We start from the raw sequence: 14,866 nt of genomic DNA on the forward strand, positions 1-14,866 counted from the left end.
GCGCTTATGGATGGGATGGCGCTATTATGCACCGAGGGCATGACGCCAGGTAAGCCGGGTAAAAAATCAGAGGTGACACAAAAAAACAGAATGCGCAGGCGCATTCTGTTTGATGGTTAATCATCGCCGGGAGCGGGAGGCGCCCGATTGCCGAATTAAAGGCTTAAAAAATTCGTGCGGGCCGCGTCCTTATTCCGCTCCGGCGATGCGACAGCCTGGATCAGTTGCGGAGATAGGCGGGGCAGTTGGAGTCGTTGAAGGCCCAGTCGTTGTCCACGCAATAAGTCGGGGTCGTGTCGATCTGCATTGCTCTTCCGGCAGGTTCCCCGTAAGCCGCCTTGCCTTCGGTACGCTCAAGATAGGCGGGGCAGTTGGGGTCATTGAATTCCCAGTCGTTGTCAAGGCAGTAGGACGGTGCTGTTTCAATGCGCATCACCTTTCCGGAAGGGTTCCCGAAAGCCGCTTTGCCGCTGGGCTCCGTTAGAGAAGCGGAGCAGTTGGGGTCGTTAAAGTTCCAGTCCGCACAGTATGTCGGTTCATCGTACATGCCAACGAAATGCGTATCGGCATAAGCGATTTTTCCGGTAAATGCGGCCATGCCGATAACTAAACATGTCAAAGCCAATAGCCATTTGCTTTTCATGATAGTCTCCTTTCAGCTACTAAAAAAACGTACAAACATTTTTAACTATTATCTATTATATATAGCATACCATACAAAAATAGTCGGGTATTTTTAAGAGTCCGTAAATTCCCTTAAGTTCCGGGATGGTTGTATCCGTTTTGACCTGCTGAAGTACCGGCCCTGGTTGGGTGTGGAGGGCGGCAGCATGGTGGGGCGATGGAAGAATGTTCAGTTTTTTGCAGCCAGGATCAAGGCTGCGGAGTTCTCTTCTATGCTTCGATAGACATCATGGAAATTTTCTTTGGCCTTTAGCGCCTGGATCAATTGATCCAGGCCCTTGTGCCCTGCCTTGGCGTACCACCGGACGACTTCCTGCCGGGCCGTGCCGTAGGAGCGCTGCATGTTGATGCCGTTTGCGCCGGTGACCTGGTTCCAGCCATCCACGCTCTCGATCTCGCTCAGCCGAGGCGAGCTTGCGCCTTTCTGGCAGGCCTCCAGCCAAGCCTCGTCGGAAAACTCGTAGGCCAGGCTGACCGTCACCGCAATGCCCTCGTCAAACCATTGCGGGATCTTGTCCATAACCTCCGGCTGTCCGCCCAGACGCGCCGCCAGTTCGACATGGGACAGCTCGTGGCTGACGATTGCAGCCCGTGCGCCGTAGGGGGAAATCAGGATGGTGTTGCCGAGCGTGTAGCCGAGCCCGATAGCGCCGAATTTTCTGTAGCACTCCATGGTGGAGCAGAACAGGATGTCCGGCTCGGCGATCAGCTCGCCGTAGAAATAGGCGGCCCTTACCCGGGCTTTTTCCACGATGTTCAGCAACTGCCGGGTGCTTTCGACGGGTATTTCCCGGTCAACGTAGATGTGCGGGGCAATCGGCAGCATCCCGGTTTGCACCTTCGATAAAGGCTGACCGGATGTTTTGCCGGGCAGGAGGTCGAGACGGTTTTGCGCTTTCACCAGCCGCGCCGAACCCACACCCGCGCAGCCCGGGAGAAGGAAGGATACCGCGATAGCGGCGATCAGGATGGGGTTTGATTTGGCCACTTGGCGTGAACGTGCATAAAAATTTCTGGAATTGGCATGAGTAGATGAAGCCTCACTCGACAAATGTCATCGGCAATGAACCCATTAACGATCATCCTAAATAACCGGATGATCGAATGTCAATACCTTAATAGGGCAAGCTGCCCGCGCCAAAGTTCCCGGCGCCTTGGGCGCCTCAACGCGGGGATGACATCAGCTGAAAGACAATAGATACGCAGCCGACTTAATCGGCTCACGGGGTCTCTGTACAGATCGTTGTGCTAGCCCAGAAATGCTTCCCTGGAAGCAAGATACTCGATTTCCTCAGGCGTGCTTTGCCGTCCGAGTAGGTTGTTGCGGTGAGGAAAGCGGCCGTATTTCCGGATCAGTTCCCGATGATGTTGCGCAAAACGCAGGTTGCCTTCGAGCTTCGCCGCTTCGAACAGCCTGACTGAAAGATCCTGGTCGGCGAGGTTCTCGCTGTGCATCAACGGCATGTATAGAAAGGCCAGGCGGTCTGCCTGCAAGCGCTGGTCGTAGCCTTTGCCGATAGCGTGTTTGGCGATTACGACCGCCTGTTGTTCGGTGCTGAAGCTCTCCGCCCTGCCGCGAAACATGTTCAGCGGCAACTGGTCGAGCACGATGGCCAAGGCAAGGCAGCCCTCAGGGGTTTCTTTCCACCCGTCGAGTTTCCCTGCGGCAGCTCTGCGCCACAGCGCCTCGAATCGGCTGCGGATCTCGTCATCCAGCGCCGGCGTTGATGAAAACCAGCGGCCTTGCATCTCTTTCGAGTACCAGAAGTCGAGAATGTTTTGGGGAGTTATCCGGGCTGCCATTTCTTGCCTTATTTACCCAGGATGTTTCTCCGCCTCTTGTTTTTTCATTTTAGGAGCGGAATAAATTGTTTCTGATCAACCACTTCCCCAATAGCTTTGCCTGGTCTAACTCGGCCCTGATATCGGAGATAGTATCCATCAGGAATCCGGCCAAGGGGGGGGTGATGAAACCCACTCCCAGAGATAGCCCTCTTTCGTGTCGATGATTACCACCGACTGTGATATGTCATTGTTGGACCTGGGAAGTGGAATGGCTTGGTATCGTCCAACCTCATCTGCCGCATTCACCCCATGCGCGGCAATCGACAATAGAACAGCGACCGATAAATTTCGCATACATCCTCCCTGATTTGAAATAGGCACCATAAATCCGCCCATTAGACCAACATCCACATGTATTCAGCAGGTCGCTGAACACGGTTTCCTTCGACAAACCAGAACAACCCGTGCGCAAAATAATCCCATGCAGTTTGGATTTAACGCGTTTATTTCTTTCCCGGCAAGCGGCCGGTTGCTACCATAGCGGCATGATCCGGATTACTTCACAGCTCGCCATCGACGAGAACGAAATCGAACTGCAGTTCATCCGCGCCTCCGGGCCGGGCGGGCAGAACGTCAACAAGGTGTCGACGGCGGTGCAGTTGCGCTTTGACGTGGCTCGTTCTCCTTCGCTACCCGAGGATGTGCGAGCCCGCCTGATGAAGCTGGCGGGCAACCGCCTGACCAACGAGGGCGAGCTGCTGATCGAGGCCAAGCGCCATCGCACGCAGGAGCGCAACCGGCAGGACGCAATCACTCGTCTGGTGGAGCTGATCCGCCATGCCACCGAGAAGCCCAAGCCGCGCATCGCCACCAAGCCGACCAAGGCATCGAAAAAACGCAGGCTGGAAACCAAGAAGCAACGTGGCGAGGTCAAGCGCGGGCGAGGAAAGGTCGAGGACTAGCTTTTTACCGGTATGCCCCAGTCACCTTCGAAGAAATGCACGCCTAGCGCTGTTCTGGCGCGAGCGGCCAGTTCCAGTTCCTTTAGTTCCTCGTTGTCGTTGAGCACTTCCGGTTCGCCCTGGTAGCCCACCGCGATCATCGCCATCAGGGCGAATTCTTTGGGAATGTTGAAAGTACTACGCGTTTTATCCACATCGAAGCCGCCCATCTGGTGCGCCATCAGCCCCGAGGCCACCGCTTGCAGACACAAATTCTCTGCGGCGGCACCGGTGTCGTACTGTCCCCAGCGGTTGGGGCTGCCATCTCTGCGGAACAGACTGTGGGCGGTGGTCAGCACCAGCACCGGAGCGTTCTTCACCCAGTTCTGGTTCCATTCCCCCAGGCAGTCGAAGGCCTTCTGCCAGGCGGCCGCATCGCTGTTCTTGTCCCACACGATGAAGCGCCACGGCTCGTCGCCGAAGCAGGAGGGCGCCCAGCGCGCGGCTTCCAGCAGTGAAACGATCTGTTCCCGGCTGACCGGTTTGGTTGCGTCGAAGGCGCGACAGCTCCAGCGTCTGGCGATGAGGTCGTGAACGCCTACCTGGGTGGAGGCGGATTTGGTTTGCATTGCTGTTCCTTGATATTTTTAAGAGAGAAACGGGTAGTCGGTATAGCCTTTTTCGTCGCCGCCGTAGAAGGTGTTCGGGTCGGGTGCGTTAAGCGCAGCATTTTTGGCGAAGCGTTCCGGCAAGTCCGGGTTGGCAATGAACAATACGCCGAAGGCCACCAGGTCCGCATAGCCCGTGGCCAGGGCTTCCTCGGCGAGCGCCTTGTCGTAGCCGCCGTTGGCGATGTAGGTGCCCTTGAAGCAGCGCCGGAAGGGCGTGAAATCGAATTCCTGCGCGGCATGCTTGCTCTCGCCGATGGTGCCTTCCATGCCATGCAGGTAGGCCAGGCCGAAGGGGCTCAGCACCGTCGCCGCGTACTCGAAGGTTTTCTGCGGGTTGGAGTCGTGCATGTCGTTGAACGGGTTGAGCGGGGAAAGCCGCACGCCGACGCGGTTCGCCCCCCATACATCGGCGACGGCCCGGGTGACTTCGAGCAGCAGGCGGCAGCGATTTTCAAGCGAGCCGCCATAGGCGTCGGTGCGCTGGTTGGAGCCGTCGCGCAGGAACTGGTCGAGCAGGTAGCCGTTGGCAGCGTGGATTTCGACACCGTCGAAGCCTGCTGCCAGCGCATTCTGCGCCGCCTTGCGGTAGTCCTCGACGATGCCCGGCAGCTCGCTGGTTTCCAGTGCGCGCGGCGTGACGAAGGGCTGCAATCCCCGGTAGGTGAAGGCCTGTCCTTCAGGCTTGATGGCAGAGGGGGCGACCGGCAGCGTTCCGGTGTCCAGCAGCGAGGGGTGGGAAATCCGGCCGCAGTGCCACAGTTGCAGGAAGATGCGCCCGCCGCGGCCGTGCACCGCGTCAGTCACCCGCTTCCAGCCGGCGATCTGCTCAGGGCTGTGGATGCCGGGCGTGGCCGGGTAGCCGACGGCGGAGGGTGAAATCTGCGAACCCTCGCTGACGATCAGGCCGGCCGAGGCGCGCTGGCGGTAATATTCCACGCTCATCGGCTGAGGTACATTGCCGGCGCCAGCCCGGTTCCGGGTCAGCGGGGCCATGACGATGCGGTTGGTCAGGGTATAGGGGCCCATTTGCAGCGGCGTGAAAAGATCGGTGGTCATATGATTTATTCCTGTTAACTAAAAAAATTCTGGACACGGATTGCCACAGATGTTCACAGATTCTCAATGAACGTTACACGAATGGCTGCCATTTCGTGAAACTAAGAGTCACTTTCAATGGGATTTATCTTTGTCTATCTGTCTGTGTTAATCCGTGGCTAAGCGCCCTTGATTGAGTTTATGGTCAGGCCAGGTCGAACAGCAATATTTCTGCCGAACTGTCAGATTCTAGACGAATTCTGTTTTCACCCTCGATGCGCGCTCCGTCGCCCGCTTCCAGCGCCTCGCCGTTGAGGCTGGCCGCGCCCCGGGCGACATGGAGATAGGCGCGGCGTCCCGGCGGCAGGGCGTGCTCGGCGCCGTGTTCCGGGTCGATCAGGCCGGCGTAAAGTTTCGCATCCTGATGGATCGTGACCGAGCCTTCGCTGCCATCTGGCGAGGCGACCAGGCGCAGCCTGCCGAGCTTCTCGGCGGCGTCGAAAAACTTCTGCTCGTAGCTCGGCGTGATGCCGCTTTGCTGCGGCACGATCCATATCTGCAGCAGGTGCACCTCCTCGCTGGCGGAAGCGTTGAACTCGCTGTGGCGAATGCCGGTGCCTGCACTCATGCGCTGTACTTCGCCGGGGCGGATCACGGTGCCGTTGCCCATGCTGTCCTTGTGTTCCAGCGCCCCCGACAGCACATAGGTGATGATTTCCATGTCGCGGTGGGGGTGGGTGGGGAAGCCGGCACCCGGCGCCACCCGGTCATCGTTGATGACGCGCAGGCTGGAGTAGCCCATCTGCTCGGGATCGTAGTAGTCGGCGAAGGAGAACGTATGCCAGGTGTTCAGCCAGCCATGGTCGGCATGGCCGCGTTCATGGGCTTTGCGGATATTGATCATGGTCGCCTCCGGTTATTGTTTGGTATGATCAGAAATGGGATCGAACCCCACGATTTTCAAGATGCCAGAAGATAAACCCCTTACTCGTTACCGCGGCCGCTTCGCGCCTTCGCCGACCGGTCCACTGCATTTCGGCTCGCTGGTGGCGGCGGTCGGCAGTTTTCTCGAAGCGCGCAGCCGTGGCGGCGAGTGGCTGGTGCGGATGGAGGACCTCGATCTGCCCCGTTCAGTGCCCGGGGCGGCGGACGATATCCTGCGCACGCTCGACGCCCTCGGGCTGCACTGGGACGGGGAGGTGATGGTCCAGAGTGCCCGCAACGAGGCCTACAGCGCCGCCCTGGCCGAGCTGGAACGGCTCGACGCAGTTTACCCCTGCGCCTGCACCCGCAAGGAGATCGCCGATTCCGCCCTCAGCGGCATCGACGGCCCGGTTTACCCCGGCATTTGCCGTGCCGGCTTGCCGGCAGGGCGAGCCCCGCGCGCGATGCGAGTGCACATCGACTCCAGGCCGGTCGGCTTCGACGATGCGCTGCAGGGGCGCATCAGCCAGATTCTGGCAATGGAGGTGGGGGATTTCGTCGTCCGCCGTGCCGACGGCCTGTTCGCCTACCAGTTGGCGGTGGTGGTGGACGATGCCGAGCAAGGGATCACCCACGTCGTGCGCGGCGCCGATCTGCTCGATTCCACCCCGCGCCAGATCTACCTGCAAAAATTATTGAGCCTGCCTACCCCGGCTTACCTGCATCTGCCGGTGGCGGTGAACCAACGCGGCGAAAAGCTCAGCAAGCAGACGCTGGCGCCGGCGGTGAACCGAATCAGCCCGGTGGTGCAATTGTGCGAGGTGCTGGCATTCCTCAACCAGGCGCCGCCGGAGAAGCTGAAGGACGCCAATCTGGATGATTTCTGGAAGTGGGCGATCGCTCGCTGGCATGTGGACAGGCTGCCGGCAGTCAGGTCGAGGTCGCTATCCGGAGTATAGGTGATTGGATAACCGAAAGGGTTCACAAGACAAAGTGATCGGACGGGTAAGGAGAGCAAACGCGATTTTTTATTTTTCACGCGGGCAGCGCTGTTCCTGCGCGGTTGATGGCCTCACGGCCTGCGCTGGATGGCCAGGAAATTTTCCGCGTTCATGGCTTGATTTGGAGTCTTTGCGGCCTTATTTGTAATAATTGGGAAATCTTAACATGCAGCATGGACAGCACAAGGAACCGTACCGGCTTGCCTGCGGTCACAAGCCCGTTATAATCCAATTATCACCAAGACACAGTCAGGAGCAGCACATGCCTTATTTCGTATATAAAATCACTCCCCCCTTCAAACAGCTGGAGAAGATCGATTCCTTCCCCAATTTCAAGGAGGCCAGCACTTTTGCCAAATCCGTGCGTAGCGGCATGACAGAGACCGATAATTACACGGTCAAGGTAATTTTCGCCGAGAACGAACTGCAAGCCGAAGACGTGTTTAACCAGGTTCGTGAGCCGGAGCCGATGACCGGCGACGATTATTAAGTAATCGACGGATCGGGCGTCGTGGACGAGCGAGCTTTTCAGGATGCCTACCGGGCGACCAACCCGCTCGCCTGTCCGTTCGAAAAGGCGATCCTGATCTGCCGGTGTACTTGCCGCGAAGCCAAGCGCGTCAATATCGCGGAGCGGGACACCGTGAACTGCCGCGACGCCCAGGCGCAGGGGGATTGTTCGTTACTGGTCGGGATGCTGCGGCACAACGCGGCGTTCGCCCTCAAGCTGACCCATGCCGATGCGGTGCTGCCCCATGCCAAGTATGTGAAAGTGCAATGCGGCGGACTGCTCGGCCTGCAGACCGCGCTGCAGCCGGAGTATGCCGGGGAGGCACGGGTGGACGATATCCGTGGTTTGGTGCTGGAGGCGCAGGAGCGGTTCGGCGGCCTGCAGGAGCTACCCTACAGCGAGATTGTCAGAGGCATTGCCGGATTTGAGTTCAGGCGCAGATCCGGGCAGAAATAGGGTTTCACCAGCAGGTGCCACCTTCCTGATACACGGCCATGATGGATTTGAGCTCATGCAGAACCGCCTGGCGTTCGCCCTCGTTGAGTTCCTGCACCTCTGCCATGGGTTCGCTCCGCTCCAGGGCGCGAATAATCAGTGAGACTTCCTTGCAGCCTTTCCGGCACAGAACTTCGATGCAATGGGCGATTTTGGATTGATCCATATTCAAGGCGTTGAGGTCAAGGCGGTAAGATGACACGATTTTAATGCAAATGCATTTTTGCCACGAGGAATAAATTGAAGCAATCTGACAGCTTGCAACGTTTTATGTTCGAGCACGCCGCGGCGCGCGGAGAGATCATTCATCTGGATGCGACCTGGAAGGCCGTACTGGATCGGCGCGATTACCCGCCGGCGTTGCGCAGCGTGCTCGGCGAGCTGATGGCGGCAGCGGCGCTGCTTTCCGCCACACTTAAATTTTCGGGTTCGCTGATCATGCAAATTCAGGGCGGCGGGCCGGTCAGGCTGCTGGTGGTGGAATGCGGCGCCGACCTGACCATGCGGGCCATGGCTCATTGGGATGGCGATCTGGCCGAAGGTGCTGCCCTGCCCGAACTGGTGGGTGAAGGGCGGTTCGTGATCACCATCGATCCGAAGAAGGGACGGCAGACCTATCAGGGCATTGTCGACCTGGAAGGCGGCAGCGTGGCGGCCGTGCTGGAAAACTACATGCAGCGCTCCGAGCAGCTCGATACGCGGATCTGGCTCGCCGCCGACAGCCACGGCGCGGCGGGCATGCTGCTGCAGAAAATGCCCGATGGCCCGGAGGCCGATACGGATGCCTGGAACCGCGCTGCGCTTCTCGGCGCCACCGTCAAGCCGCGGGAATTGCTCGATTTGCCGGCGCGCGAGATCATCCACCGCCTGTTCCATGAGGAAGACATTCGCTTGTTCGACAGCTCGCCGGTGCATTTCGGCTGCACCTGCTCGCGCGAGCGGGTTGCCAATACCTTACGCATGCTGGGCCACGACGAAGTTCGCTCCCTGCTGGATGAAGTCGGCTACATCGAGGCCGACTGCGAATTCTGCAACCACCATTACGTGTTCGACGCGGTGGATGCGGAGCAGATATTCGCCAGTGATGTTGCCGGCCCGGCAAGCCACACCCGGCACTGATCCTAGAAAAAGCATTTGAACCGCAAAGGCGCAAAGAACGCAAAGGAAAAACAATGTGTTATTGGAATCTGCCCAGTCACCGGATGGGTGAATACAAGATGGATTTTCTGCCCTTGTTTTGCGAGTTGGGCAACAAGCCGCCCATCCCTGCTTACCCCATTTCTTTGCGCCTTCGCGTCTTTGCGGTTAATGAACGGCGGTTTTTAGGTTGATATGGCAGCGGTAAGGAAAGCCATTATCCTCGGCGCTGCGGGGCGCGACTTCCACAATTTCAACGTGTTTTTCCGCGACCATGCCGGTTACGAGGTGGCCGCTTTCACCGCCACCCAGATTCCCTACATCGAGCACCGCACCTATCCCGCTTCGCTGGCGGGGCCGCGCTATCCCGCCGGCATCCCGATTTTTCCGGAAAGCGAATTGCCCGACCTGATCCGCCGTTTCGGCGTGCAGGACGTGTTCTTCGCCTACAGCGACGTGCGCCACGAGCAGGTGATGCACCTCGCCGCGCTGGCCTTCTCCTGCGGCGCCTCGTTTCACCTGCTCGGGCCGAACGATACCATGCTCAAGGCCGGCAAGCCCGTGATCGCGGTGGTTGCAGCCCGCACCGGTGCGGGCAAGAGCACGGTCACGCGCTATTTGCGTGCGGCGTTCGCCAAGGCCGGACGGAAGGCGGTGGCGGTACGCCACCCGATGCCCTATGGCCGCTTCGACAAAGCGGTCGAGCGCTACGCCACGACGGAGGACGTGATTCGCTCCGGCATCACCGTCGAGGAAATGGAAGAATACCAGCAGCATGTCGACGAGGGCGGCGTGGTGTTCGCCGGCGTGGACTACGGCCAGGTGCTGGCATGCGCCGAGGCCGAGGGAGATGTCATCCTGTGGGACGGCGGCAACAACGACATGGCCTTCTACCGCCCCGATCTCACGATTGTGGTGCTCGACCCATTGCGCCCCGGCGAGGAGGCGGGATATTTCCCGGGAGAGGCCAACGTCCGCGCGGCAGACATCATCGTCATCAATAAGGTCAATGCCGCATCCGGGGCTGATGTCGAGCGCGCCAGGGCGGCAGCGCAGGTGCTCAACCCCGCCGCGCCGGTGGTGTTGATGGCGTCCGAGGCGACGCTGGACCAGCCGGAACTGGTGCGCGGCAAGAATGTGCTGGTGGTGGAAGACGGCCCGTCGGTCACCCACGGCGGCCTGCCCGAGGCGGTGGGAGCTTGGGCGGCGCGCCGCCTCGGTGCGAATCTGGTGGACCCGCGCCCCTACGCCGTCGGCTCACTGCGCGAAGTGTATGAAAAATATCCACAACTAGGTTTGGTGCTGCCCGCCCTGGGTTACAGCGCCGGGCAGCTGGAGGAGCTGCGTCTATCCATCGATCGGGTGCCGTGCGACGCGGTGGTGCTGGGTACACCGGCCAATCTGGCCGTGGTGGTGGGGATAGCAAAACCGGTGGCGCGGGTCCGGTTCGTGGCCGCAGACGTATCGCACCCCACGTTGCAGGCGCTGGTCCTGGAACGAATCAAGGTGAGCGGCGGCGCAGCCTGATTTTTCAACTCTTAGAGCATTTACCGCAAAGGACGCCAAGGTTCGCAAAGTAAACCAACATCAAAACCAGATCGATCTGATTGTTTTCCTTCGCGAACCTTGGCGTCCTTTGCGGTGAAAGATTTTAATGAATAGTTCTACAAATGAAAGCGGCGCAGGGCGGCGCGTTTTTTCAAGACGCGCTCGCTGGCGGCGGAGGCGGTCGAAGGCGGCAAGGCGCATCTCAACGGGGTGCGCGTCAAGCCGGCGAAAACCGTCAGCATCGGCGACACGCTCGAAATTAGACTAGGTCCGTTCCAGTTCATCGTCGTCGTATGCGGCCTTTCCCCCCGCCGCGGCCCAGCCAGCGAGGCGGTGAAGCTTTATCAGGAAACCGGCGAAAGCCGCTCTGCGCGCGAGGCGCTGGCAGCGCAGTTGAAGGCGGAGGCCATTCATGGCGAGGTGCGCCAGGGACGCCCCACCAAGCGCGACCGGCGTCACATCGTCCGCTTTACTGAAGGCTAGCATCTCTGCAACCTGCACGCCCGCGCCGAAATGAAAAAAGGAAGGCATCGCGGCCTTCCTTTTTTATGGTCGAGAGCAACCGGCTTGCTAGAACGACCAGGTGGATGTCACCATGCTCCAGGTGATCAGGGTAAGGTACATCATCGCCGCCCATGCCACCATGCCGCCGGTGATCATTATGTAACGGAATAAAGCCCCTTCGCCTTTTTCATCGAGCTTGAGGATCGCGGGAGTCGCATAGTAGAGGATCAATGCGGCGGCGAGCAGGGCCAATGCCCCAATGGTCGTGTCGATCATGAAGTTCGGGACGAACAAAATGAGCGGCGCCAGCCACAACGGCGTGGGCGCTACGGCCGCCAGCATGAAGGCATCGTGGTATTCCACTCGGGGCACATCTGCCGGCGTGCCCAAGGTCGGTGTTTCTGCCGGATATTTCAGCAGTTTTTGCCGGCTGTGCATCACTTTTAATTCGGTGTTGGCCATAAACTCGATGGCTCCTGCCATCAGGAAAACGCCTGCCAACTCGGCGACAAAGAACACCCCGCTGAGGATTTGCAGTTGGCGGGCGGTCAGGGTCAGTGCCGGCAGCAGATTGTCGTGGTAGGCCGTTCCCGCGTAATACAACATTAGAGGGGGGATGAGAGACATCGGCAGCACGTAGAAAAAGAACATCGCGGCCACCGGCATATGGCTGCGGGCCAGAGAGTTCCATCCATGAATGTGAGGGAAATGAAGCGTTTTCATAATTGCACCTCCAATGGTCGGTTAGATTTATTCAGGATCATAGGCGTTATGCGGTTTTGACGTGGTTGCTGCTATTTGGCAATGTTCCGGTTGAAGAAAAATACATAGCCCTTTTGAGCGACTTCACTGTACTTGAGATTAACCGAGGCGCCGTCGGCGGTTTCCCACATATAGCTCGTCCCGGCGCTACCGATCCTGGCGGTTTCTCCATAGGTCGCCAAAAGGTGGGTTTTGGCTTTTTCAAAATTCGCCCTGCCTTCGAATTCAATCAGCACGGAATAGAATTTTCCCCGGTAAAAGCCGTAGGAAAGCCGCTTCAGTTCCGCTTCGCCGAGGTTCAATGGGTCGCCGGTCCGGCGGTAGTATTTCACCTGTCCGGAGTCGTCGGCAGCGACCATGCCAGTCAATTTTGACAGCGGTGTTCCCCAAGTGATGCCGCGGAAACCGTTCTGCGCTTCAACAGTCCAACCCGCGTGGGGGAATGAGAAAGAAAGTACAATCAGGATCAGGTAGGGAAGGATGCGCTTGAACATGGCAATTCCTTTATCGGGGAGCACAAATCATTAGGCGCATGATGGCCGGAAAAGTTTCCTCCGGAACCGGAGGGTCAATATATGGGCCACAGGGAGTGTCTATACTGTGGGGTGAAAGCGATGCTTTCGGGCTGGGCGTAAGAGGCGAAATGGGATGATGACCACGCGCAATGACCATCGGATAGACCCTGTATGCGGAGCGGAGGTGCCTGCCCTCCAGAATGAAACTGTCTATTTGAGCATCCATTATGCGTTCTGTTCGCAACAATGCCGGGATCGTTTTGTCGCGCATCCCCACCTGTATGTGGGCTTGCCTGGACGCAAGGCGCCGAAGCAGGAGGGAAGGGAAGTGCTGAAGCGCCGCCTCTTGCATCTGGATCCTGCACTTTCATCCGAACAGGCTTCGCTCCTGAGCGACGCGCTGGCAACCATGACAGGCGTGAAGAAGGTTTTTGCCGAGGGTGACAAGGTAGAGATCACCTACGATTTGTTGCTGGTGTCGGCTGAACAAATCGAGGCGAAAATCGCCGAGATATGTCTTTGTCTGGGGAATGGCTGGCTGGAGCGGATTCGCTACGCATTCGTCCATTATCAGGAAGAATGCGAGGTTGGAAACCTGGAAGTTCAAGAGCCGCATGTTTACGGCGGCGGGCGCTAGCCCGTTGCAAACAAGCGGCGTGCGAGTGAGGTTGTCTAGAAAATCTCCCGCGTTTCCAGAAATTTGATCTCGGGAAACCGTTCCTGGGTCAGGTTCAGATTGACGCGGTTCGGCGCCAGGTAGACGTAATCGTCGGCGCCATCCAGCGCGACATTGAAGCCGTGCTTGTCGGCGAGCTTCTTCAGCTCCGCCTCCGGGCCGCGCAGCCAGCGCGCGGTGGCGACATCGTAAGGCTCGAACAGCACGTCAACCCCATATTCGAATTGCAGGCGGTGCGCCACCACGTCAAACTGGAGCATGCCGACCGCGCCCAGTATCAGGTCGTTGCTGGCGATTGGCCGGAACAGCTGGGTCGCGCCTTCTTCTGCCAACTGGTGCAGGCCCTTCTGCAACTGCTTCATCTTCAGCGGGTTCCTGATCCGGGCGCGGCGGAAGATTTCCGGCGCAAAGGAAGGAATGCCGGTGAATTTCAGGTCCTCGCCTTCGCTGAAGGCATCTCCCAGCTTGATCGTGCCGTGGTTGGGGATGCCGATGATGTCGCCGGCGTAGGCCTCGTCGGCGGTATTGCGGTCCTGTGCCATGAAGGTGATGGCGTTGCTCACCGTGAACAGTTTGCCGCTCACCACCTGCTTGAGTTTCATGCCGCGGTCGAAGCGCCCGGAGCAGATGCGGATGAAAGCGATGCGGTCGCGGTGCTTGGGATCCATGTTGGCCTGGATCTTGAACACGAAGCCGCTGAATTTGGGTTCGTCGGGCTCCACCGCGCGACTTTGCGCCGGGCGCGCCAGGGGCGCGGGGGAGAGCTCGACGATGGCATCCAGCAAGGACTGCACACCGAAGTTGTTCATCGCCGAGCCGAAGAACACCGGCGTCTGCTTGCCGGCGAGATAGGCCTCGCGGTCGAAGGTGTGGGAAGCGCCGCGCACCAGTTCGATGTCGATGCGCAGCTCGTCGGCCTGGTCGCCGATCAGCTCGTCCAGGCGCGGATTGGCTATGCCCTGAATGGTTTCCGAGGTACCTTTCTCGGCGTTCGGGTCGAATACCGAAACGACGTCGTTGTAAAGGTGGTAGGTGCCGCGGAAGCGCTTGCCCATGCCGATCGGCCAAGTCATCGGCGCGCACTGGATTTGCAGCACCGACTCGATTTCGTCGAGCAGGTCGATGGGTTCCTTGCCTTCGCGGTCGAGCTTGTTGATGAAGGTGAGGATGGGCGTGTCGCGCAGGCGGCAGACGTTGAGCAGCTTGATGGTCTGGGCCTCGACGCCGTTCACCGAATCGATCACCATCACCGCCGAATCCACCGCCGTCAGGGTGCGGTAGGTGTCCTCGGAAAAATCCTCGTGGCCGGGGGTGTCGAGCAGGTTGACGATGCAGTCGCGGTAAGGAAACTGCATCACCGACGAGGTCACCGAAATGCCGCGCTGCTTCTCCAGCTCCATCCAGTCCGACACCGCGTGGCGGTCGGCCTTGCGCGCACGCACCGCGCCCGCCATCTGGATCGCGCCGCCGAACCAGAGCATTTTCTCGGTCAACGTGGTTTTGCCGGCATCGGGATGGGAAATGATGGCGAAGGTGCGGCGGCGGCGAATTTCTTCTTGCAGGGTCATCCTAGAAACCTCAGTTGGACGGGGTGGAGTGTGCGGTTTTTGGGGTGCAGGGCAAGGCGCAACGACGCGGAATGGCTGTTCCATTCCAAGGAGTTGCAACACCGCCATG

General features: G+C 59.1%; 17 protein-coding genes and 1 pseudogene. 8 read left to right on the plus strand and 10 right to left on the minus strand.

The genetic code is table 11. The features are described 5' to 3' along the window. Window positions 1–220: 220 nt before the first annotated feature. The 3 genes from VMV64_RS04770 to VMV64_RS04780 form a co-directional block, all read right to left on the minus strand. Complete coding sequence (locus VMV64_RS04770) at window positions 221–643, minus strand: hypothetical protein (protein WP_325328804.1); 423 nt, start codon at window positions 641–643, stop codon at window positions 221–223. A gap of 210 nt (window positions 644–853) precedes the next feature. Continuing rightward, the gene (locus VMV64_RS04775; protein ID WP_325328805.1) at window positions 854–1,672 is read right to left on the minus strand and encodes a hypothetical protein; all 819 of its coding nucleotides are present in this window, start codon (window positions 1,670–1,672) and stop codon (window positions 854–856) included. Window positions 1,673–1,932: 260 nt separating this feature from the next. After that, window positions 1,933–2,487 (minus strand): DUF924 family protein, encoded by a 555-nt coding sequence (locus tag VMV64_RS04780; protein ID WP_325328806.1) that lies wholly within the window; start codon window positions 2,485–2,487, stop codon window positions 1,933–1,935. A 527-nt stretch (window positions 2,488–3,014) separates the two neighbouring features. Between VMV64_RS04780 and arfB the strand changes: the two genes are divergently transcribed. Continuing rightward, complete coding sequence (gene arfB / locus VMV64_RS04785; RefSeq protein ID WP_325328807.1) at window positions 3,015–3,431, plus strand: alternative ribosome rescue aminoacyl-tRNA hydrolase ArfB; 417 nt, start codon at window positions 3,015–3,017, stop codon at window positions 3,429–3,431. On the opposite strand, the gene VMV64_RS04790 is transcribed toward arfB, so the two are convergent. The 3 genes from VMV64_RS04790 to VMV64_RS04800 all read right to left on the minus strand — a co-directional run bounded on the left by VMV64_RS04790 (window position 3,428) and on the right by VMV64_RS04800 (window position 6,020). Next, complete coding sequence (locus VMV64_RS04790; protein ID WP_325328808.1) at window positions 3,428–4,039, minus strand: nitroreductase family protein; 612 nt, start codon at window positions 4,037–4,039, stop codon at window positions 3,428–3,430. The two genes, arfB and VMV64_RS04790, sit on opposite strands and share 4 nt — an antisense overlap. 18 nt (window positions 4,040–4,057) lie before the next feature. Continuing rightward, window positions 4,058–5,137: an alkene reductase gene (locus VMV64_RS04795; RefSeq protein ID WP_325328809.1), complete on the minus strand. Its 1,080-nt coding sequence runs from the start codon at window positions 5,135–5,137 to the stop codon at window positions 4,058–4,060. A 184-nt stretch (window positions 5,138–5,321) separates the two neighbouring features. Then, window positions 5,322–6,020: a pirin family protein gene (locus VMV64_RS04800; RefSeq protein ID WP_325328810.1), complete on the minus strand. Its 699-nt coding sequence runs from the start codon at window positions 6,018–6,020 to the stop codon at window positions 5,322–5,324. 61 nt (window positions 6,021–6,081) lie between these two features. Here VMV64_RS04800 and gluQRS point away from each other — a divergent pair, with 61 nt between their 5' ends. The 3 genes from gluQRS to VMV64_RS04815 all read left to right on the plus strand — a co-directional run bounded on the left by gluQRS (window position 6,082) and on the right by VMV64_RS04815 (window position 8,008). Beyond that, window positions 6,082–6,999, plus strand: a complete 918-nt coding sequence (gluQRS, locus tag VMV64_RS04805) for a tRNA glutamyl-Q(34) synthetase GluQRS (protein WP_325328811.1) — start codon at window positions 6,082–6,084, stop codon at window positions 6,997–6,999. Window positions 7,000–7,303: 304 nt separating this feature from the next. After that, entirely contained in the window at window positions 7,304–7,531 is a 228-nt protein-coding gene (locus tag VMV64_RS04810; protein WP_325328812.1) for a hypothetical protein, read from the plus strand. 21 nt (window positions 7,532–7,552) lie between these two features. Further along, window positions 7,553–8,008, plus strand: a complete 456-nt coding sequence (locus tag VMV64_RS04815; RefSeq protein WP_325328813.1) for a hypothetical protein — start codon at window positions 7,553–7,555, stop codon at window positions 8,006–8,008. Between the two features lie 4 nt (window positions 8,009–8,012). Here the strand turns inward: VMV64_RS04815 and VMV64_RS04820 are convergent, their stop codons facing one another. Continuing rightward, a complete protein-coding gene (locus VMV64_RS04820) occupies window positions 8,013–8,213 on the minus strand; it encodes a hypothetical protein (RefSeq protein ID WP_325328814.1) in 201 nt (66 codons plus the stop codon). Window positions 8,214–8,305: 92 nt separating this feature from the next. Between VMV64_RS04820 and hslO the strand changes: the two genes are divergently transcribed. The 3 genes and pseudogenes from hslO to VMV64_RS04835 form a co-directional block, all read left to right on the plus strand. After that, window positions 8,306–9,166: an Hsp33 family molecular chaperone HslO gene (hslO, locus tag VMV64_RS04825; protein WP_325328815.1), complete on the plus strand. Its 861-nt coding sequence runs from the start codon at window positions 8,306–8,308 to the stop codon at window positions 9,164–9,166. 213 nt (window positions 9,167–9,379) lie between these two features. Further along, entirely contained in the window at window positions 9,380–10,711 is a 1,332-nt protein-coding gene (locus tag VMV64_RS04830; protein WP_325328816.1) for a hypothetical protein, read from the plus strand. Window positions 10,712–10,885: 174 nt separating this feature from the next. Continuing rightward, window positions 10,886–11,215: pseudogene (locus VMV64_RS04835) on the plus strand (RNA-binding S4 domain-containing protein); the annotation flags it as partial. 87 nt (window positions 11,216–11,302) lie between these two features. On the opposite strand, the gene VMV64_RS04840 reads toward VMV64_RS04835, so the two are convergent. Both VMV64_RS04840 and VMV64_RS04845 read right to left on the minus strand, forming a co-directional pair. Continuing rightward, window positions 11,303–11,959, minus strand: a complete 657-nt coding sequence (locus tag VMV64_RS04840; RefSeq protein ID WP_325328817.1) for a YIP1 family protein — start codon at window positions 11,957–11,959, stop codon at window positions 11,303–11,305. A gap of 71 nt (window positions 11,960–12,030) precedes the next feature. Further along, window positions 12,031–12,492, minus strand: a complete 462-nt coding sequence (locus VMV64_RS04845) for a hypothetical protein (RefSeq protein ID WP_325328818.1) — start codon at window positions 12,490–12,492, stop codon at window positions 12,031–12,033. A 154-nt stretch (window positions 12,493–12,646) separates the two neighbouring features. On the opposite strand from VMV64_RS04845, the gene VMV64_RS04850 reads away from it, so the two are divergent. Then, window positions 12,647–13,150 (plus strand): YHS domain-containing protein, encoded by a 504-nt coding sequence (locus VMV64_RS04850; RefSeq protein WP_325328819.1) that lies wholly within the window; start codon window positions 12,647–12,649, stop codon window positions 13,148–13,150. Window positions 13,151–13,185: 35 nt separating this feature from the next. On the opposite strand, the gene VMV64_RS04855 is transcribed toward VMV64_RS04850, so the two are convergent. Continuing rightward, entirely contained in the window at window positions 13,186–14,757 is a 1,572-nt protein-coding gene (locus tag VMV64_RS04855; RefSeq protein WP_325328820.1) for a peptide chain release factor 3, read from the minus strand. Between the last annotated feature and the right edge of the window lie 109 nt (window positions 14,758–14,866).

This window comes from Sulfuricella sp. (assembly GCF_035531155.1).
GTDB lineage: Bacteria > Pseudomonadota > Gammaproteobacteria > Burkholderiales > Sulfuricellaceae > Sulfuricella.

Excerpts from the sequence above, each read along its gene's own strand:
- VMV64_RS04810 (WP_325328812.1), top strand. The coding sequence starts at position 7,304 with ATGCCTTATTTCGTATATAAAATCACTCCCCCCTTCAAACAGCTGGAG.
- VMV64_RS04850 (WP_325328819.1), top strand. The coding sequence starts at position 12,647 with ATGATGACCACGCGCAATGACCATCGGATAGACCCTGTATGCGGAGCG.
- VMV64_RS04795 (WP_325328809.1), bottom strand. The coding sequence starts at position 5,137 with ATGACCACCGATCTTTTCACGCCGCTGCAAATGGGCCCCTATACCCTG.
- gluQRS (WP_325328811.1), top strand. The coding sequence starts at position 6,082 with ATGCCAGAAGATAAACCCCTTACTCGTTACCGCGGCCGCTTCGCGCCT.
- VMV64_RS04855 (WP_325328820.1), bottom strand. The coding sequence starts at position 14,757 with ATGACCCTGCAAGAAGAAATTCGCCGCCGCCGCACCTTCGCCATCATT.
- VMV64_RS04770 (WP_325328804.1), bottom strand. The coding sequence starts at position 643 with ATGAAAAGCAAATGGCTATTGGCTTTGACATGTTTAGTTATCGGCATG.
- VMV64_RS04780 (WP_325328806.1), bottom strand. The coding sequence starts at position 2,487 with ATGGCAGCCCGGATAACTCCCCAAAACATTCTCGACTTCTGGTACTCG.
- VMV64_RS04830 (WP_325328816.1), top strand. The coding sequence starts at position 9,380 with ATGGCAGCGGTAAGGAAAGCCATTATCCTCGGCGCTGCGGGGCGCGAC.
- VMV64_RS04800 (WP_325328810.1), bottom strand. The coding sequence starts at position 6,020 with ATGATCAATATCCGCAAAGCCCATGAACGCGGCCATGCCGACCATGGC.
- VMV64_RS04820 (WP_325328814.1), bottom strand. The coding sequence starts at position 8,213 with ATGGATCAATCCAAAATCGCCCATTGCATCGAAGTTCTGTGCCGGAAA.
- arfB (WP_325328807.1), top strand. The coding sequence starts at position 3,015 with ATGATCCGGATTACTTCACAGCTCGCCATCGACGAGAACGAAATCGAA.
- VMV64_RS04840 (WP_325328817.1), bottom strand. The coding sequence starts at position 11,959 with ATGAAAACGCTTCATTTCCCTCACATTCATGGATGGAACTCTCTGGCC.
- VMV64_RS04790 (WP_325328808.1), bottom strand. The coding sequence starts at position 4,039 with ATGCAAACCAAATCCGCCTCCACCCAGGTAGGCGTTCACGACCTCATC.
- VMV64_RS04845 (WP_325328818.1), bottom strand. The coding sequence starts at position 12,492 with ATGTTCAAGCGCATCCTTCCCTACCTGATCCTGATTGTACTTTCTTTC.